Consider the following 18,242-nt stretch of genomic DNA (forward strand, 5'->3'; position numbering starts at 1 on the left):
GAGAGGCCACTAGCGTGGCCCCGGTTACTGTGGTGCAGTTCTATTTTTATAGCGCGGGGGAGGCGGCGTTCAATTCCGACTGGAAGGCTCATCAGGGGGACGCCCCCCAAATTGCGTTACGGCATAGGAAGCCCGCTCCTCGACGCTAATGTCCGGGTGGGATAGTGTCTCGATCGCCCGTAGCCGAGGGAGCAGACCGGTACCGTTCGCAATTTGCACCGCCAGTCCAGGGCGGGCATTGAGTTCGAGAATCATTGGTCCCTTATGCACATCCAGCACGATGTCGGCGCCAATATAGCCCAGTCTGGTCATCTCATAGCTCGATGCGGCCAATTGCAGGATACGTTCCCAGTGGGGTACCGCCAACTCGGCAAAATGAGCGCCCGTATCGGGATGGTGTGACACGGGGCGATCGTATTGCACAGCATGCAGCGCTTTTCCCGTCGCAAGATCAATGCCCACCCCGACCGCGCCCTGGTGCAGGTTGGCTTTACCGTCTGACGCCTTGGTGGAGACGCGCATCATCGCCATCACCGGAAACCCTTTGAAGACAATGACGCGAATATCCGGTACACCCTCGTAACTGAAATCATCGAACACGCTGTCGAAGTGCACCAGCGACTCCACCATGGCGACATCGGGTTTTCCCCCGAGACTATAGAGTCCGCTGAGTATATTGGATGCGTGGCGTGTTATGTCGGCTTGAGATACCCGCTCTCCGCTGGGCTTCAGATAGTATTCGCCATCGTGCCCGGTGATAACAAGGATGCCCTTGCCCTGACTACCCTGGGCAGGTTTGATAACAAATTCGCTGTAGAGCTCCAGAATGCTTGGTAACGTCTTGACCTGAAACTGATGCTCAACGACACCCAGTAGCTTGGGGGTCGAGGCCTGGGCTTTTTCCGCGACTAGTTTGGTTTTCAGTTTATCGTCAACCAAAGGGTAGTAGCGACGATCGTTGTAGCGAGATATGTAGGCAACGTTGCGGCGGTTCATGCCCAGCATGCCCCGCTCACGCAGCTTTGAGGGTGTGGTGAAAAACATCAGCGTTCCTCAACCATGGCCTGGAAACGGCGCAGTTCGGTGAGGCGGTAGCCTGTGTACTGGCCCACCAGCATGATGATCCCCAGCAGCACCAACAGCAGCTCCGGGAAGTTAAAGGTCAGGTGTTCCACCAGCGGGTTGGTCATTGCCAAATAGGCACAGACCGCTACAAGCAAGCTGCCTCCCCCCTGAATCATAACCTCTTTGCCACCATCCTCCTCCCACAGGATTGACATCCGTTCGATGGTCCAGGCAAGGATGATCATCGGGAAGAAGGTGACCGTTAGCGCCTGACTCAATCCCATCTTGTGACTGACGACACTCATGGTGGCCATGATCAGTATGACCACGATTACCACCGCCGATATACGGGCCACCAGCAGCAGATTGAGATTGCTTAGGTACGAGCGAATCCATAGCCCGATGGATACGATAATCAGGAAGATCGCCAGTCCGGTAAAGAGCGTGGTCTGGATCAGGGCAAGGGCGATCAGGATCGGCATAAAGGTGCCGGAGGTTTTGATACCTACCAGAATCCGCAGAAACACTACCACCAGTGCGCCGATCGGTATCAGAAGAATATGCTTGAAGGTGTTCTGAATCTCGATCGGTAGGCTGTAGATGGAAAAATCCACCAGCGCTGCCTCTTTATCCTGGCCCAGAGCCACCGCCAGCGTCTTGGCGGGGCGGTTGTTCTCGATTACCGAGAAGGTGACTCGGGATTTTGTGCCTCCCTCGACATCTAGCAACGATACTCCGCCCCGTTGCCAAAGCAGAAAGTTGTCCGGTATGCCGGTGTCGCCGGTGGTGGGGTCGAACAGTACCCAGCGCTTGCCGTCGAACACCTCAACCAGTTCGGTAAGTGGCTGGCGCTTGCGGCCATCTTCGAGGGGCAGTCCGCGGACGATGCGCGAGGGGATACCGGCCTGGCTCAATACCACCATCATGATGGTCGCTTTCTGGCCAATCGAGGAGGGGTTGTCGGTGTTGAGCAGCAGGTTCATCTCCATATTGCCGCCGGGATTGTTGATCTGGCGCACCAGTTCGTTGGCGAAACTCTTGGCATCGGCGGAGCGGGTTTCGATCGTCTCGGCTATGGTTTGCACCGCGGTCTGGGTGGAGCGTTTCATCTCCGGTAGCGGCCGCACCTCGGGGGGCTGCTCCGGTGCCAGCGGGGAGGCGGTGGGGGAGTGGAATAGCTGTAGCTTGTAGAACAGGGTTTGAGGACCATTGGCTTTGCGCCGGGCCCACTCGGCGCGGCGCTGGGGGCCTTCGCTATCCCAGCCAAAACCGTATCCCGGGGAGCTGAAATCCTGACTGATGATCACATCGTTAGGGCCACTGTCGGGCAGTGCGAGAGAGACCTTGACGGGGTTGTTAGTGGCGTTGAATACTACCTTGGCTTCAACGGTCCAGATCGAGCGTTGCTCCCCCGGAAGCAGGGGGAAACCCAGTTCAATCTTCTTGTAGGCGGTTAAGCCCAGACCCAGCATGATGCAGATCAAGGCCAGCAGGTATACCTGTGCGCGAGCAGACATGGATTACTTTCCTGGTTGGGCGGGGGAACCGGCGACGTTTTTCTTGCTGACGTCTACCACAAAAAGATCAGCTAGCAGATTTCTACCTACCAGAATCTTGTAATCAAAAGCTTTCCGGTCGGCGAGAGTGACCTCGATGCGTTCGCTGACCTTGCCGATTGTAACGGTCACTTTTACCGCAAAACGTTTCACATCTTCGGCGCCATGGCGTTTGATCGAGGCGATACGGGTAACGGGGCGCTCCAGGGTCTGTGAACCCTTGCTGTCGGGGCCGAGGGTTTTGAATTTCACCCAGCGTTTTCCATCGCGCTCAAACTCCACCGTGTCCCATGCATGGATCGATGTGGTGGTTGCGCCGGTATCAATACGCGCTTCGGTTACAAAATTACCGGGAGTGATGCGGGCTTTCTCCACCTCACCGATAACCATCATATCACCGATGTTCTGCTGCTTGGCGGTGGAGGGTACTGTCGATTTGGTAGCCGGTTCTTCGGCGGGTGGCAAAGTATTTTCTGGCTGGCTTGCCGTTGCCGGGGCGGTTTCCGCTTTGTCCGGGGTGACGCTACTGGTAGCCATTGGGGAGGTTGTCTGGCAGCCGGCGAGCAGAAATAGGGTGCAGCCGAACAGTAAGGCCTGAGTAACACGCATAATCACATCCTTGGTAATCGATGGGTTTTGAATCGATAGGGCGTTTGTAACACAGTAGAGATTAGCAAAGAAAGAGGGGGCGGGGGTTACCGAGCGGTAACAGGCGGATACGCGACCTCTCTGGAAGGGGGGGGGGTGGCCACGTACAATATCGGTATCGTCATGGATAGCACTTCGCATCAAAGGCCCGGGTGGTTTTGTGGTCAACGTACCTCCCTGGACTTTTTCGCGCGTACTGTCACCGCTTGTTGAACCATTGGGAGGATTAAACGCATGATCAGACGGACCAAAATTGTCGCAACCCTGGGGCCTGCGACCGACGACCCGGCGGTGCTGGAACGGTTACTGCTGGCAGGGGTAAATATGGTGCGCCTGAACTTCTCCCATGGAGATGCCGATTCCCATCGTCGGCGGGCGCAGCAAGTGCGCGAGATCTCCCAGCGCGTGGGTATCAGTGTCGCGGTACTGGGGGATCTACAGGGTCCAAAAATCCGTATTTCCCGTTTTACTGATGGCAAGGTGATGCTCAAGCGTGGCGCTGAATTTTGCCTTGATGCCGGGTTGGGTAAAAATGAGGGAAATGAGAAAACCGTCGGGATCGCTTATAGGGATCTTCCCGGTGACAGCCAACCGGGGGATGTACTGTTACTCGATGATGGCCGCATTGTGCTTGAGGTCGACCGGGTTGACGGAGATCGCATTCATACGCAGGTAAAGGTCGGTGGCGAGATCTCCAACAATAAGGGGATCAACCGGCAGGGAGGCGGGTTGTCCGCCCCTGCGCTCACAGAGAAGGACAAAGAGGATATCGTCCTAGCTGCTGAGATTGAGATCGACTATCTTGCGGTGTCCTTTCCCCGCAATGCCAAGGATATCGAGCTGGCCCGCCAGTTGCTGCGCGACGCCGGCGGTAAAGCCTTTATCATGGCCAAAATCGAGCGTGCCGAAGCGGTTGCTGACAATGTAACCCTCGATAGCATTATTCAGGCTTCCGATGCGGTTATGGTAGCGCGTGGCGACCTTGGGGTTGAAATCGGTGATGCCGAACTGATTGGTAAGCAAAAAGAGATCATCGCTCATGCCCGCAGGCTCAATCGGGTCGTGGTGACGGCCACGCAGATGATGGAGAGCATGATTCACAACAGTCTTCCGACCCGTGCGGAGGTGTTCGATGTCGCCAACGCGGTGCTCGATGGTACCGACGCGGTGATGCTCTCTGCCGAAACCGCCACCGGCGATGATCCTTGTGCTGTGGTGGAGGCGATGTCCCGCATCTGTATTGGAGCCCAGAGCCACCGCTCGGTCACCATCTCCCGTCACCGGGTCGATACAACCTTCTCCTCGGTGGAGGAGACGGTAGCGATGGCGGCGATGTACAGTGCTAACCATCTCGAAGGGGTTTCGGCAATCGTTTGCCTGACGGAGTCCGGCACCACTCCCTTGCTTATGTCCCGTATCAGTTCCGGCCTGCCGATCTACGCGATGACCCCCTACCCTGCTACCCAGCGGCGTGTCGCCCTCTACCGGGGGGTGGAGCCGGTGCCTTTTGCTATTGAAGAGTTACCAGAGGGTGAGTTGGAGTTGCGCGCCCTAGCCGAGTTGCGCGAACGTGGCGCCATCAAAACCGGTGAGCTGGTGATCATGACGCGGGGGGACAAGCTGGGGGTAGGTGGCGGAACCAATAGCCTGCGCATCTATCGCGCCTAGTCACCCACAGCGCCTGAACCATCGTTTCTGCAATGTGGAAGCGATGGCTGCGCCTGACTTGAAAGGGGTCCGTGGAATCGCCGCCTCCAGGGTGCCAGCCGTTTGAATAGATTGAGGGTGTTACCGTGGAGTACGAGCTAAACTTGGTGGTTATTGTCGCGCTGGTGGGTGCGGGTCTGATCTCCGGGTTTATCAATACCCTGGCCGGAGGTGGCTCCATGCTCAGTCTGCCCGCGTTGATGCTGGTGGGGATGCCTGCGGAGATCGCGAACGCCACTAACCGAGTAGCGGTGTTACTGCAGGCGTTAACCGGCTCGAGCGGATTTAACCGCCACGGCGCGTTGGATCACCGCGCGATCATGCCCATTCTGGTGCCCACTTTACTGGGCTCGCTGCTGGGTTCCCTGATCGCCTCTTATCTGCCCTCGCAGGTGCTCAAACCGGTGTTACTTGGCGCTATGGTAATCATGGCTCTGGTAATGCTGTTCAAGCCCGCGACCATCGTTCCCGAGACCGGCTCCGAACCCCTGGCCTTCGCCCAGCGCCCAGCTGCCTGGGGGGGGATGTTCGTTGCCGGTTTGTACGGTGGATTTGTGCAGGCCGGGGTGGGATTTATTCTGCTAGCGGCCCTTGCCGGTGGTCTGCGTTATGACCTGGTGCGTTCCAACGCATTAAAGAACGTCTGTACCGCGGCCCTGAGTGTGGTGGCGTTGGGGGTGTTTATTGCTCGTGGGCAGGTGTTGTGGATCCCTGGATTGATTCTGGCCGTGGGCAGTATCGTTGGCGCTTACCTCGGCGTTAAGTTTGCGATCAACGTGAGCCAGCGCACCCTGAAATGGATTCTGCTGGTGATGGTGTTGCTGGCCTGCGGGGGTGCGCTGCTCAGTGGTTAGCCCCTTAACGTCGAACCTCAGTCGGCGTTTATAACGCCAGGGGTGCCTTGGGTTTGGCGCCCGCTCCTTGTTAAAGGTTCCTCTTGCTAGTGATTTTGTTGCTAGCGTTCGCTCCATAGCGCTCGGGTTGTGACAAGTAAATTAATATCCCGATGTGACAGTCGTCTAATAAAAACTACAAAACGTAAAAAATACCAAGGCATTGTGTTCGGCATTTCGCTACACTGCGTCAGTGATTTGACCCGTCTACTCAATTATTGCGCCGGTATTCCCGGTATTGCAGGTGTTTATGAAGTTCCGCTCCCCTCTTTCCGCCCTGATTAGTGCTGTTCTGCTCCTTGTTGTTATTCCTGCCCATGCCAAGACTCTGCGGGTTCTCAACTGGTCTGATTACGTCGATGAGGCGATGCTGGAGCGCTTTCAGCAAGAGCAGGGTGTCGAGTTGGTCTACGAGCTGTTTGAGAGTGAGGATGAGTTTTTGCAAACCTTTCTGGAGGCGAAGGAGCCCTGGGATATTATCGTTCCCCCCAGCGCCATGATCCCCTTTCTCTCAGCGCGCAAGCTCATCTCCCCGTTAGATGACAAACGCTTGCCGATGCGCAAAGGGCTCGAAAAGGGCATCATGGAGCAGCTGCAGATGCAGGACCCGGGTAACCGTTTCGCGGTTCCCTATATGTGGGGTACCACGGGGCTTGGGGTCAACGAAAAGATGCTGGCTGCACAGGGTGTTCCCGCTGACAAAATGGACAGTTGGTCGCTGTTGTACGATGACGAACTGCGCAGCAAAGCAGCCCAGTGTGGCATTGCGCTACTGAATGAACCCTCTGAACTGTTCGCATCCGCTCTGGTCTACCTGGGGTATTCGGTAAACACCACCGACGGCAAAGAACTTAAGGCCGCCGGTGCACTGCTTAAGCGTACGGTCGGCGATACCCGATACCTCCACACGTCGCAGTACAGTGCTGACCTGGCATCAGGCAAGTTGTGCCTTGCGGTTGGTTATTCGGGAGATATCCTGGCTGATGTGGATGCGAGCGAGAATGAAGAGGTGCTTTATCATGTTCCCGTGGAGGGTGCTGCGGTCTGGTTTGATGTGATGGCCGTACCCTCCTCAAGCAAACAAAAAACGCTGGCACACGCCTTTATTAATTTTATGATGCAGCCGGATGTAGCGGCGGCCAATACCAATTACGTCGCCTACCCCAACGCGGTACCCGCCAGTTTAGAGTTGATGGACGAAGAGGTGAGGGAGGACCCGGCGGTCTATCCCTCGGCCGATGTTCAGTCCCGCTTGCAGGGAGTGCGTTCTGCTGATCGCAAGACACGCCGCGTTAAGCGCAAGCTCTGGGTAGCGGCCAACTGTCACTCCGGTCGTTTCTGCCAAATCCCGATGAAAAACCCCTACGGCTATTAAGTCGATACACATGTAAGTCGCTGGCAGAAAGGCCCCTCAGGTATCACCCGAAGGCCCTTCTACAGGCGCTCAACAGATCAATGAATCAGTCGCTCCAGCTGGTTACAGACGCCACCGGTCAGGGCTTTCAGCAGCTGTGGTGCTGATTGCTGGCGGTAGAGTCGATCCTCCCAGCTGAACAGGGTCAGGATGGTTTTGTAGGTTATCCAGCGCAAGGGCTCGGGCTCCCAACGCCGTAGTGCCTGCTGATGGGTAGCCGGGGTGAACACCCAGGGCAGACGGGTGAGATCGGATTCGCGCCCGAGAATCAGATCGGCGAGAGTGCGTCCAAACAGGTTGGTGGCACCGACGCCCTCTCCGCCGTAGCCTCCTGCACTGGCGACGCCACTGGCGGGATCAAACACCGCAAAGGGGGCGAAGTTGCGCGCCATTCCCAGGCTCCCCCCCCAGCCGTGGCTGATTTTCGTTTGCTGCAGTTGGGGGAACAGCTCACGCATTAAATCCTCGCGCAGACGAAACTCCGGGTCGGAGAGGGAGAATCGGTGGCGCACCTTGCCTCCGAACTCATAACCACCGCGGGCGCCAAAGATCAGACGGCCATCGGCGGCTCGATGGCCGTAGGTGGTGAGACGGCCGCCGTCGCTAAAGGCGGGGCGCTGCTCCATGCCGATCTCGTCCCATAAGCTGGCACTCAAGGGCTCGGTGGCAATCACCAGGCTTTGTACCGGCAGCACATAGCGCTTGATCTGCATCAGGCGATCGCTGAAGCCCTCGGTCGCCGGTACCACTACCGAGGCGCTAATCTCTCCCTGTGGGGTGCACAGATGAGTACCCGAGATGGAGATTACAGAACTCTGCTCGAATAGCTGAACCCCCAGGCGTTCGACGCACGTGGCCAGTCCACGTATGAGTTTGGCGGGCTGGATCACGGCGCAGTGGGGGCTGTAGATACCGCCATAGCCATTGTGTATCCGCATCTGTTGGGCCAGCTGCGATGCGTCGAGCCAGCGAAAATCCTCTTCGGTATGGCCGTCGGCATACAACCCCTTGAGCTCTGCCTGAATACGGCTGCGCTGCTCGGGGTAACGGGCGGCGGCGTAGATCATGCCGCCACGGGTCAGGTCACAGTCGATCTGCTCTTTTTGCAGTACCCGCTCGACCTCGTCAATAATGCCGTAGAGCTGTTGGTAGCCCGCACGACACTGTGATCTATCCAGCGCGGCCAGGTACTTCCCCTCGCCCGCGATCCCGCCTATCAGCCAGCCGCCGTTGCGTCCGGAGGCGCCAAAGCCCGCATGGTCTGCTTCAACAATGGCCACCGACAGCTGAGGATTGTGCTGCTTAAGGTAGTAAGCGGTCCACAGGCCGGTGAAGCCCGCCCCGATAATGGCAACATCCACATCCAGTGCGTGTTGCAATGGTGCGCGGGTGGGGGTGGGTGGCAAGTTGTCAAACCAGTAGCTAATGGCCATGGGGGCTCCTAGGGTTGTTCCGGCAGAATCTTATCATGGGGGCGTCGGAGTTTATGCTGGGTCTATTGGCATCGAACCTGACGAGGTTATGCGGGGGGGAGCACACCGCAACAGGGTATGGGGTGGGAGGAGCTCGCGAACCGAGTCGGTATTGGGGTTGCGTGTTCGCGGTTACAGGAGGTTTACCGGGTCAGCCCAGGCGGATAGGGTTCCCGTGACCAACGGTGACTAAGTTACATACCCCGTGGCGCGATATTCTTACAATCGTCCTCCACCTAACCTGAGGAGAGATACGATGAACCGACTGTTGCTGACGCTGGCGGCTACCGCTACCAGCATGAACCTGATGGCAGCCAATATGGATACTCAACTCGATGAAGCGCGCTCCATCACCAAGGCTTTTGGAAGTCAGTTGCAAGGGGTGCTTAAACCGGCCATGAAGCAGGAGGGGGCGGTCGCTGCTATCGATGTGTGTAATACCCAGGCAGCCCCTATCGCGAGCGAGCAAGCCCAGACCAGTGGTTGGGGTGTCGGCCGTACTTCCCTGAAGGTGCGTAATAGGGATAACCTGCCAGACGCCTGGGAACGCTCGGTACTGGAGCAGTTCGAGCAACGCCTGCGGGCGGGAGAGAGCCCGGCAAGCCTCGAGGTGTTCGAGACCGTTGATACTGAGGGGGGGAGTGAGTTGCGTTACATGAAGGCGATCCCTACGGCCGCGGTGTGCCTCAACTGCCATGGTAGCCAGCTCGCGCCAGAGGTTGCGGCGCGAATCGATACGCTCTACCCGCAGGATCGGGCACGGGGATTTTCCGAGGGAGACCTGCGGGGAGCCTTTAGCCTGCGCAAGCACATTTTTTAGTGAGCCTGATTACCTGCCCAGCGGCGCGCCACTAGGGCTCGCCAGGCTGAAACAGTTGTATCAGCAGGTCAGGGTCATCGAAGTGACGCATTGCGCTGAAGGCGATGGGGTGATGCCCCCACTGGCGCATTGCACCGGGAGCCTGAATGCCGCTGGGCCACAGCAGTATCTCCTCCTGGCGCTGGGTTCCGTGCACCAGGGCATAGGGCGGAGAGTACAGACTGCGAGATCCCTCCCCATTTGCTAAGTGGCGCAGGCTATTTTGGGGCTGCAGCAGGTAGGGGGAGCCGGGAAGGTCGGCGTCGACCCATTGGGCACCGATCAGCATATGATCACCGCTGCTTATGGAGACCTGCAGCCGCTTGCCCGCCGCGAACGCTAACGGCGGCAGCAGCAAGGGCGGCTCTCCCAGTTCAGCGTCGGGGCGCAGGCGCAGATCATCGCGCAGCGGGATTACCGAGAAGTAGCAGCCGCAAGGATGGATGCTGTCCAGCAGCATCGGTTTACCCTCGGTATCGAGGGTGACTCGCAGGTAGAGTCCGTCCAGTCTGCCGGCGTAAATATCCCCCCAAGCCGTGGATGGGCGTTCGCTAAACCAAACCAGGTAGCTCAACTGCAGCAGCCATTGGCCTTGCCAGCGGGTGTAGCCCGCCTGGGTATAAGTGACGGGGTTCTGGCTGTCCACCATCGCCAGCTCTTCCTTCCAGTAGGGGCGGCCAGGGCGGTCAAAGGAGCCGCCCTGTTCGATCTGCCAGCGGGGTGCATAATGGTTCAACAGTTGCGTTTGTCGCTCGGTACTGAGCCTGGGTAACGACAACGGACTTTCCCGGTAGGCGCTTGTCATCCATCGCTGCACCCTGTCCTGGTCCAGGGACAGGGGGGAGGCTGGCTGATAGGTGCGGGTGGTCAGCTGGGGCCCTTGTTCATAGCGCGCCCTCAACTCGTTGTGAAGCGATTGCAGCGGCAACCGCATCAGGTATTTGGTCAGGGGATAGAGTCCAAGTGCTTGCAGCTCCGCGCGATAGCTTGAGGGGTAAGGGGTCGCGGCCAATGTGGCGGGCCAATCCGCAACCAGAGCGAGACTTTCCGCCTGTTGTTGCAGGCAGCGCTCCAGCGCTCGAAGATCGCTGCGGCTGGCTAAGTTGGCGTGATCGCTGCGCAGCGCCGCTGCCCCCAGTTCAGCGCTTAGATCCAGCCATTCGCGGCGCTTATGCTCGTTATCGAGCTGCCCCAGTAGGGACCAGAGCGTGCGGTTGGCGCGCAGGTAGGGGTAGGGTGGCAGCGCCAGCTCCTGGCCATCGGCGATACCGGCCTGAGTGGCTTGCTGGTGGAGTTGCACCAGGCGCTCGCCACAAGCTTGTGGCTCGGGGCTGGGAAGGGGGGCGATCGCGGCGCATGCGGTTAGCAGTAACGAGGCAAACGTCACGGCAACGGGAAGTGTCGCGCGTTGTCCCGTCGCTCTCATTAATGGCACCCGTCCGCAAGCGTTGAGGCTTTGGCTTGCAGTGCGATGAGGTGCTGGGCGGCGGTGTCCAGGGAGGGGGCGTAACTGATGATGCCATCTTCGTGGCCCAGCATTGCGATTATCCCTTCGTCCCGCAGCAGCAACTGTGCGATAGCGTTCGCCATGGCGGGAGTACCGTAAGCGATGCCTGATCCGGTGCAGGGCAGCTCCAGTTCGAGGGCCCGTTGCCAGATCAGTGGGCAGTGTACATGGATAACCGCGCCACAACCGCGGCGCTGTTGATAGATGACGGCATGGCTCAGGGCTTCAGAGGAGGGAGGGCAGTCGCCGCTCGACCAGAGCTGGTTGGTTAGGGGGTCGGCGTGTTCAACCCGTGCAACGCTGGTAGCATCGAGCTGAGCCAGGTGGCCCGTCTGGGTGCCGCTGATAATAAATTCGTCGGGGCGGTGAGCCATGGCCTCCGGCGGGAGCCGTTGGCTTATGTTGCCAAACCCCAGCCCCTGGTAGCGGGAGTCGCTTTGGCCAATCATGCCCCGCTGTAGCATTTGGCGGCGCCAGTGGTTAAGTGGGTCCAGGTTGAGGCCCGCCGGCAGTGGACGCTCGCGGTGATGACACTGGTATTTAACGACGCCTTCGCGTTCCATGCTCACCCCTAGTAGCGAATCAGCAGCGGCCGGTAGCCGAACAGGGCGCTGAGGTGGTGCAGCAGTGCGTGTTGCCCCTCCTCTTGCCAGGTATCAGTCAGTCGCTTGTCGATGGCTGCATAACGCTTCCGCGCGGCAGCAAGGGCCGAGGGCAGCGGCTGTTGACTGCGGTAATCGCGAATCAAGGCCAGCCAGAGTTCGCTCACACCGGTGATATACGCGGGCCAGGCACGCATCATCTCCGGGCTCCAGTTGGGGTCGCTGCGGTCGGCGATAGCGGGTTCACTGTTGTGGTTGATGCCCCGGTGGCTGATGCGCTTCAGGTCTGTGGCGAGTAGCTCCGGTGTCCAGGGGTGATCGAGCACCTGCTGATAGATGGCGCTGGCCGTAGCCTGGTCGGTATAGAGCAGCAAGCTTAATTGGTGTCCGGTCGAATCGTTCCCGGCGCGGCGGTGGAAACGCCAGTAGCGTAGCTGGTCGCGGTAACGGTCGATGCCGGGGCCCAGCAGTTCGCCAGCAAGTAATAGATCCATGCTCCAGTCGGGTGTTTTTTCCTTATCCCATTGGTGCTGCAGCAATATACGCCGCCATCCGAGCTCGGCCACTTTGGCTGAGGGCTGGGGCGCATCGGCAGCCACTCCGGGCGTAGTCTGGGGGAGGGGGGCGGTGGTAGCACAGCCGCCGATCAGCAGCGTGCAGGCAATGATCAGGATCCGTAGGCTCATGCTGTCATTGTGCGAGGCGCTGGCATCCAGTGCAACAGCGTCGGGGGACTTTTGCACGGTACCAAAGCGGGGGCGGGGAAAGAGTCCCCGCACTCTTCGTGGGTGGGTTCTGGCGGAGCGGGGGAAACTTAGGCGGTGGCTTTAGAGGCCTGACACACCAGACGGATGATATCCATACTGGAAACAATACCAACCACTTCATCCTCGTCGGTTACGAAGATGCGGTGGATATTATTGCTCGACATAATATCGGTGATCTCCTCCACACCAGCGTCCCCGCCGACGGAGATGATATGTGCGGTCATGATGTCACTGACTTGGCGCTCACGGCAGAAATCCAGCTCCTCAATTTCGGTGGCCAGTTTGGCGCCCTGTTCGTTGTAGTAGCTTCGCTTGCGTACTACTTCGCTTTTGTATTGAGGGTTGTTGCTATAGCGCAGAATGTCTGTAGTGCTGACGACCCCCACCAGTGCGCCATCGCGGCTCAGTACCGGTGCACCCGAGAGCTTGTATTCGGCGAAGAAGCTGGCCAGCTCCTCGATACCCCAGTGCGCTGAAACGCTGAGAACGTCGGGAGTCATCAGTTGGCGCGCTTTAAGTTGGAACAGGGGGTTGTCGTTGGAAATACTCATGGGGCTAGTCCTTGAAATTTTGGGCACAACAGCCGTAATCGGAAAGTGTCGAGGATAAGGTGTGTTGGGTCAACTGATCCATATCAAACCTCACCGATTGAAGTCGCGATCTGTTGGGCCTGTTGCAGCGCGTCCAGTCGACTGTTGTAACTGATGCCGTTCTCAACCATAGCGTAAATCCCCAGTTTGCCCAGAAGTCTGTCAATTTCTGGCGCAGCACCGGTCACCATCACGGTCTTGCGCTGCTCTTTGGCCTCGCGAATGACATCTTCCAAGGCCAGGGTGGCGCTCAGGTCGAGCAGGGGAACTGCGCTGAGGTCGAGTACGAGGCAGCGATAGCTTTCTACCCGGTTGAGGCTGTGGGCGATGCCCTTGGCAGCGCCAAAACTCATTGGCCCTACGGGGCGAAATAACAGAATCTGGCCCTTGCAGGCGCGCATGATGGAGCGCTCCTCCTCGGTCAGGGGGAGATCCGTTTCCAGTCCAGTGAGGGTTTGTATTGAACGTGTTTGCAGGTCGGTAAGGCGTTTGACCGTGATCATATTAGCGACAAAAACCCCCGCCGCCACCGCGGTAATCAGGTCCACAAACACCGTTAGTATCAACACGCCATACATCAGTAGCATCACAATGGGTGGGGTTTTATGAGCGCGTTTGAGGAAGCGCCAGTCGATAATGTCGATGCCCACTTTAATCAGTATGCCGGCCAATACGGCGTGGGGGATCGGCTCCGTAAGAAAAGCCGCCCCGGCAACGATGGCCAGCAGCACCAGGGCGTGGACGATGCCCGATAGGGGCGTGCGGCCGCCGGAGTGGATGTTGATCACCGTGCGCATGGTCGCGCCAGCACCGGGCAATCCCCCGACCAGGCCTGCCAGTGTGTTGCCAATGCCTTGCCCAATGAGTTCACGGTCTGAATCGTGTTCGGTACGGGTCAGGCTGTCGGCCACCAGTGAGGTGAGCAGGGAGTCGATCGATCCCAGCGTGGCCAGCAGCAGGGCCGAGCCGAACATGTGCTGCAGCAGGTCGGGTTCAAAGGAGGGAAGCACCAGCGTCGGAAAACCGGTGGGGATAGCGCCGATACGCGGCACGGCATCGCTATCAAACAGGGTGATGCTAAGCAGAGTAACCGCAATCAGTGCCGTCAGCGGGGCTGGCAATATACGGTTGATACGGACCGGTGTACTGAGCACGATAGCCAGCGCCAGGGCTCCGAGCAGCAGTGCGGGGGGGTTGGCCTCCCGGATCATGTCGGGTACCGCCAGTAAGGATGGCAGCACGCCGGCGACGGGCGGCAGCCCCATAAAGGGGGCTAGCTGCAAAATAATAATGATGACGCCTATCCCCGACATAAAACCCGATATCACCGGGAAGGGCATGAGCGTGATGTATTTGCCGAGGCGCAACAGGCCAAACAGTACTTGCAGCAGCCCTCCGAGCATCACCACGGTAAAGGCCGTTGCCAGCCCGTGCACGGGATCGCGGGAGATATAGTCGGTGAAGATGGCGAGCATCACCACGGTCATTGGACCGGTCGGGCCGGAGATCTGCGAAGGGGTGCCGCCAAACAACGATGCAAACAGGCCGACCACGATGGCTCCATAGAGCCCGGCGATGGGGCCGGCACCGGAAGAGACGCCAAAGGCGAGCGCCAGCGGCAGCGCCACGATGGCGGCCGTAACGCCTCCTAGAATGTCCCCGCGTATATTTCTGCGATGCATGCCGTGGATCATGACCACTGATGCGCTCCCGCCGATTGTTGTTATTTTATGTGCTTAGGCTAACAGGGTATATTAGGGCAGCTTGTGGCCAGGACACAATCGACTTTGGTGGCACACGCGAAGGTTAAAGCTCGGCCTCCGGCGTGCTAAAATGGCGTCCCAGCCCGCGTTCTACCTGGATTCCCCGTGTCAGACTTGATTACTTTTCTACACCGTCGCAGTGCCTTGATGGTCGGCTGGCTGGTATTACTCTTTCTGCTGCTGGTCTGGGTGAGTGGTTCTCTGGCGCGCCAGGTCGCCTATGATCGGCTGCAGGAGAGCGGCGAAGCGCAGTTAAAGCGTTATACCAACTCCCTTGAGTCTACTCTGAGTCGTTACGAGTTTATTCCCGAACTCTTGGCCACCAACCCGCTATTGAAAAACTTTTTGCAGGACAAGCGCGACGAACTGGTTTCACAGCGGCTCAATCGATACCTGCAAAAAATGAACGAAATCAGCAGTACCTCGGATATTTACTTGCTCGATAGCCAGGGGACCACTGTGGCGGCGAGTAACTGGAACCTGCCAACCACCTTTATCGGTAATAACTACAGTTTCCGCCCCTACTTTACTCAGGCAATGGAGGGTCGAGGGGGGCGCTACTACGCGCTGGGAATCGCCTCCGGCCAGCGGGGTTACTATTTCTCTTACCCGATTACCGACGCCGAAGACATCATCGGCGTGGTGGTGATTAAAATCAGCTTGCGCGATGTCGAGGCCCAGTGGAGCAGTGAGCGTTTGCCGGATGAACCCGATCTGGTGGTGGCCGACCCCGACGGTATCGTTTTTATCTCAACCCGTTCGCAGTGGCTCTATCATTCATTGCAGCCTCTGGGCGCCGTCGATTGGCAGCGTATTCGCCAGGAGCGACGCTACGGGGACCAGCCCATGGGAACGCTCAACGCCCGCCCGGGGGATATGCCAGATTCGTTACGGGACTCATCGGCGCAGATAACCACCATCAACCAGAATAACCGCACCAGCATTTTTCTGGTTAATAGCCTGGAGATGAGCCGGGCGGGTTGGCAGGTATACCTGTTCAGTCCCACCCAGCCGGTCAGGAATCAGGTGCTAACGACCGTTATTATCAGTGCGGCGATCTATATTATTGTCGTGCTGTTGCTGCTTTTTTTGGTCGAGCGGGTACGCAATGTCAGTCGTTTACGCCACGCCCATGATCTGTTGGAGAGCCGGGTTGTTAGCCGCACCGCCGACCTTTCCGAAACCAACCGGCGCCTGCTGGATGAGGTGGAGGAGCGACAACGAACTGAGCAGATGTTGCGTCAAACCCAGGATGAACTGATACAGGCGGCCAAGCTGGCGGTGATGGGGCAGATGTCGGCTGGGATCAATCATGAACTCAACCAGCCATTGGCAGCGATTCGAAGTTACGCAGAAAATGCCAGCAAATTTCTTCAGCGAGGCAGGGAAGTTAACGCCCGGGCTAACCTGGAGGAGATCGTCCAGCTGACCGGTCACATGGGTAAAATTGTCGCGCAATTCAAGGTCTTTTCCCGCAAGAGTTCGGGGACCCGAGTGTCGGTGTCCGTCAACGCATCGCTCAACGCGGCCATCAATATCATCGCGCCACAGATGCGGCAGCAGAATGTTGAGTGCACGATTGATGGCGAACAACTTGATCTCTACGTGTTGGGGGATATGGTGCGGTTGGAGCAGGTGCTGATCAATCTGCTGTCCAATGCGTTGCACGCCATGGAGAACGGAAAGGTCAAGCGACTCAATGTTATGCTCGGCTGTGAAGAGGGCCGCGTCACGATTGAGGTGCACGACAGCGGAGAGGGTATTGAGGAGGCGCTGTTGGAACGAATTTTTGAGCCTTTCTTTACTACCAAGGGCGTTACCCAGGGGCTCGGACTGGGGTTGTCGATATCCCATAGAATTATTGAATCGATGCGGGGCACCATGGTGGCGGAAAATCATCCACTGGGAGGTGCTGTGTTCCGTATTGAGCTGCAACAAAGCCAGATGCAAGAAGGTATTCAGATCGCATGAGCGAAACCGAACAGATCGAATTTAAAGGACCTGTCATCTTTGTTGATGATGAGCACCATATCCGGGTCACTGTGCAGCAAACCCTGGAGCTGGAGGATTACTCCATTCGCTGCTTTGGATCGGCTGCCGAGGTGCTGGACAAGCTGGATGTTGATTGGCCCGGAGTTATTGTCAGCGATATCAATATGCCGGGCATAGACGGTATAGAGTTGATGCGGCGGATACGGGAGATCGACACCGACTTGCCGGTTATTCTGGTCACCGGCCACGGCGATATCTCCATGGCGGTCACTGCGATCCGCGACGGTGCCTACGATTTTATTGAGAAGCCGTTCGCCTCCGAGTTGCTGGTGGATGTCGTGAAACGTGCGTTGGAAAAACGCAACCTGACCCTGGAAAACCGCAATCTTCGCCGAGAGATCGAGGCGCAAAACGCGCCGGGACCACGAATTCTTGGCAACACTCCTAGTATCCAGAGTATGCGACGAATTATTCATCAGGTGCTGGGTGCTCCAACCGATATTTTGCTCAACGGTGAAACGGGAACCGGTAAGGAGCTGGTTGCCCGCTATCTGCATGAGCACAGCAACCGACGCGAGAAAAACTTTGTCGCGATCAACTGTGGAGCGGTGCCGGAAAACCTGATTGAAAGCGAACTTTTTGGTCACGAAGCCGGCGCCTTTACCGGGGCCGACAAATCTCGAGTCGGCAAGTTCGAATACGCCAATGGCGGCACCCTGTTTCTCGACGAAATCGAGAGTATGCCGATGGCGGTACAGGTTAAACTGCTGCGCGTAATCGAAGAGCGCATGGTGGAACGCCTCGGCTCCAATGAGCTGATACCGCTGGATATTCGTATCGTGGCTGCCACCAAGGTGGATCTAAAAGAGCTGAGTGACGAGGGACAGTTTCGTAGTGATCTGTTCTATCGCCTTAATATCGTCACTATCGACATTCCAGCGCTCCGTGATCGACTGGAAGACCTGCCCTTACTGTTTGAACATTTCGCCCTGATCGCCTCCGCTCGTTATCAGCAGGAGATAATTCCCTTGCCGGGAGAGCGTATGCATCAGTTGCTGCAGCACGATTGGCCAGGAAACGTGAGAGAGTTACGTAATCTTGCAGAGCGCTATGTGTTGCTCGGCGACGAGGCGAACCTGGCGTTGGCGGAGCAGGGGATGGGGGACGAGATCCAGAGCCGTCGCACCCTGTCCGAGCGGGTCGACCAGTTCGAGCGCTCGTTGATTCACGAATCCCTGCAGAGCCATAAGGGCAGTATCAAGGAAACCATGGTTGCCCTTGGCCTTGCTCGCAAGACCCTCTACGATAAGATGAAAAAGCACGATCTCGATCGCCTCGACTATAAGTGAGCAGTGCTCGAAATCTGTGCTTAAGCGGCGATAACCTGACCCACGCTTGGCGCCGAAG

15 protein-coding genes are annotated in these 18,242 nt (G+C 57.9%); 6 read left to right on the forward strand and 9 right to left on the reverse strand.

Features of this window, described 5'->3' with window-relative positions; genetic code table 11:
* Positions 1-69: 69 nt before the first annotated feature.
* From ACP3PW_RS09280 to ACP3PW_RS09290, 3 genes are read right to left on the reverse strand one after another with little or no spacing between them, the layout of a single operon-like run.
* Positions 70-1,044, reverse strand: coding sequence for an alpha-L-glutamate ligase-like protein (locus ACP3PW_RS09280; RefSeq protein WP_426416419.1), 975 nt, complete (start codon positions 1,042-1,044; stop codon positions 70-72).
* Entirely contained in the window at positions 1,044-2,582 is a 1,539-nt protein-coding gene (locus ACP3PW_RS09285; protein WP_426416420.1) for a UUP1 family membrane protein, read from the reverse strand. The genes ACP3PW_RS09280 and ACP3PW_RS09285 overlap by 1 nt, the downstream gene beginning before the upstream one ends.
* 3 nt (positions 2,583-2,585) lie before the next feature.
* Positions 2,586-3,230: an ATP-dependent zinc protease gene (locus ACP3PW_RS09290; protein WP_426416421.1), complete on the reverse strand. Its 645-nt coding sequence runs from the start codon at positions 3,228-3,230 to the stop codon at positions 2,586-2,588.
* Positions 3,231-3,503: 273 nt separating this feature from the next.
* On the opposite strand from ACP3PW_RS09290, the gene pyk reads away from it, so the two are divergent.
* The 3 genes from pyk (at position 3,504) to ACP3PW_RS09305 (ending at position 7,244) form a co-directional block, all read left to right on the forward strand.
* Complete coding sequence (gene pyk, locus ACP3PW_RS09295) at positions 3,504-4,937, forward strand: pyruvate kinase (protein ID WP_426416422.1); 1,434 nt, start codon at positions 3,504-3,506, stop codon at positions 4,935-4,937.
* Between the two features lie 125 nt (positions 4,938-5,062).
* A complete protein-coding gene (locus ACP3PW_RS09300) occupies positions 5,063-5,830 on the forward strand; it encodes a sulfite exporter TauE/SafE family protein (protein WP_426416423.1) in 768 nt (255 codons plus the stop codon).
* 289 nt (positions 5,831-6,119) lie between these two features.
* Complete coding sequence (locus tag ACP3PW_RS09305) at positions 6,120-7,244, forward strand: extracellular solute-binding protein (RefSeq protein ID WP_426416424.1); 1,125 nt, start codon at positions 6,120-6,122, stop codon at positions 7,242-7,244.
* Between the two features lie 77 nt (positions 7,245-7,321).
* On the opposite strand, the gene ACP3PW_RS09310 is transcribed toward ACP3PW_RS09305, so the two are convergent.
* The gene (locus ACP3PW_RS09310) at positions 7,322-8,716 is read right to left on the reverse strand and encodes an NAD(P)/FAD-dependent oxidoreductase (RefSeq protein ID WP_426416425.1); all 1,395 of its coding nucleotides are present in this window, start codon (positions 8,714-8,716) and stop codon (positions 7,322-7,324) included.
* 295 nt (positions 8,717-9,011) lie between these two features.
* Between ACP3PW_RS09310 and ACP3PW_RS09315 the strand changes: the two genes are divergently transcribed.
* Positions 9,012-9,575 carry a Tll0287-like domain-containing protein gene (locus tag ACP3PW_RS09315; protein WP_426416426.1) on the forward strand — a complete coding sequence of 188 codons (564 nt, stop codon included), beginning with the start codon at positions 9,012-9,014 and terminating at the stop codon, positions 9,573-9,575.
* 31 nt (positions 9,576-9,606) lie between these two features.
* Here ACP3PW_RS09315 and ACP3PW_RS09320 read toward each other — a convergent pair whose 3' ends face one another.
* The 5 genes from ACP3PW_RS09320 to ACP3PW_RS09340 form a co-directional block, all read right to left on the reverse strand.
* Positions 9,607-11,040, reverse strand: a complete 1,434-nt coding sequence (locus tag ACP3PW_RS09320; protein WP_426416427.1) for a hypothetical protein — start codon at positions 11,038-11,040, stop codon at positions 9,607-9,609.
* The gene (locus ACP3PW_RS09325) at positions 11,040-11,684 is read right to left on the reverse strand and encodes a class II aldolase/adducin family protein (RefSeq protein ID WP_426416428.1); all 645 of its coding nucleotides are present in this window, start codon (positions 11,682-11,684) and stop codon (positions 11,040-11,042) included. The genes ACP3PW_RS09320 and ACP3PW_RS09325 overlap by 1 nt, the downstream gene beginning before the upstream one ends.
* 8 nt (positions 11,685-11,692) lie before the next feature.
* Positions 11,693-12,466, reverse strand: a complete 774-nt coding sequence (locus ACP3PW_RS09330) for a hypothetical protein (RefSeq protein ID WP_426416429.1) — start codon at positions 12,464-12,466, stop codon at positions 11,693-11,695.
* Positions 12,467-12,537: 71 nt separating this feature from the next.
* Positions 12,538-13,041, reverse strand: coding sequence for a CBS domain-containing protein (locus tag ACP3PW_RS09335; protein ID WP_426416430.1), 504 nt, complete (start codon positions 13,039-13,041; stop codon positions 12,538-12,540).
* An 83-nt stretch (positions 13,042-13,124) separates the two neighbouring features.
* The gene (locus tag ACP3PW_RS09340; RefSeq protein WP_426417026.1) at positions 13,125-14,774 is read right to left on the reverse strand and encodes a SulP family inorganic anion transporter; all 1,650 of its coding nucleotides are present in this window, start codon (positions 14,772-14,774) and stop codon (positions 13,125-13,127) included.
* A gap of 174 nt (positions 14,775-14,948) precedes the next feature.
* Between ACP3PW_RS09340 and ACP3PW_RS09345 the strand changes: the two genes are divergently transcribed.
* Together ACP3PW_RS09345 and ACP3PW_RS09350 are read left to right on the forward strand one after the other, a co-directional pair.
* Positions 14,949-16,814: a sensor histidine kinase gene (locus ACP3PW_RS09345; protein ID WP_426416431.1), complete on the forward strand. Its 1,866-nt coding sequence runs from the start codon at positions 14,949-14,951 to the stop codon at positions 16,812-16,814.
* The gene (locus ACP3PW_RS09350; protein WP_426416432.1) at positions 16,811-18,184 is read left to right on the forward strand and encodes a sigma-54-dependent transcriptional regulator; all 1,374 of its coding nucleotides are present in this window, start codon (positions 16,811-16,813) and stop codon (positions 18,182-18,184) included. Before ACP3PW_RS09345 ends, ACP3PW_RS09350 begins: the two co-directional genes overlap by 4 nt.
* The last annotated feature ends 58 nt before the right edge of the window (positions 18,185-18,242 follow it).

The sequence above is a fragment of the Aestuariirhabdus sp. LZHN29 genome (assembly GCF_049985285.1).
Classification (GTDB): domain Bacteria; phylum Pseudomonadota; class Gammaproteobacteria; order Pseudomonadales; family Aestuariirhabdaceae; genus Aestuariirhabdus.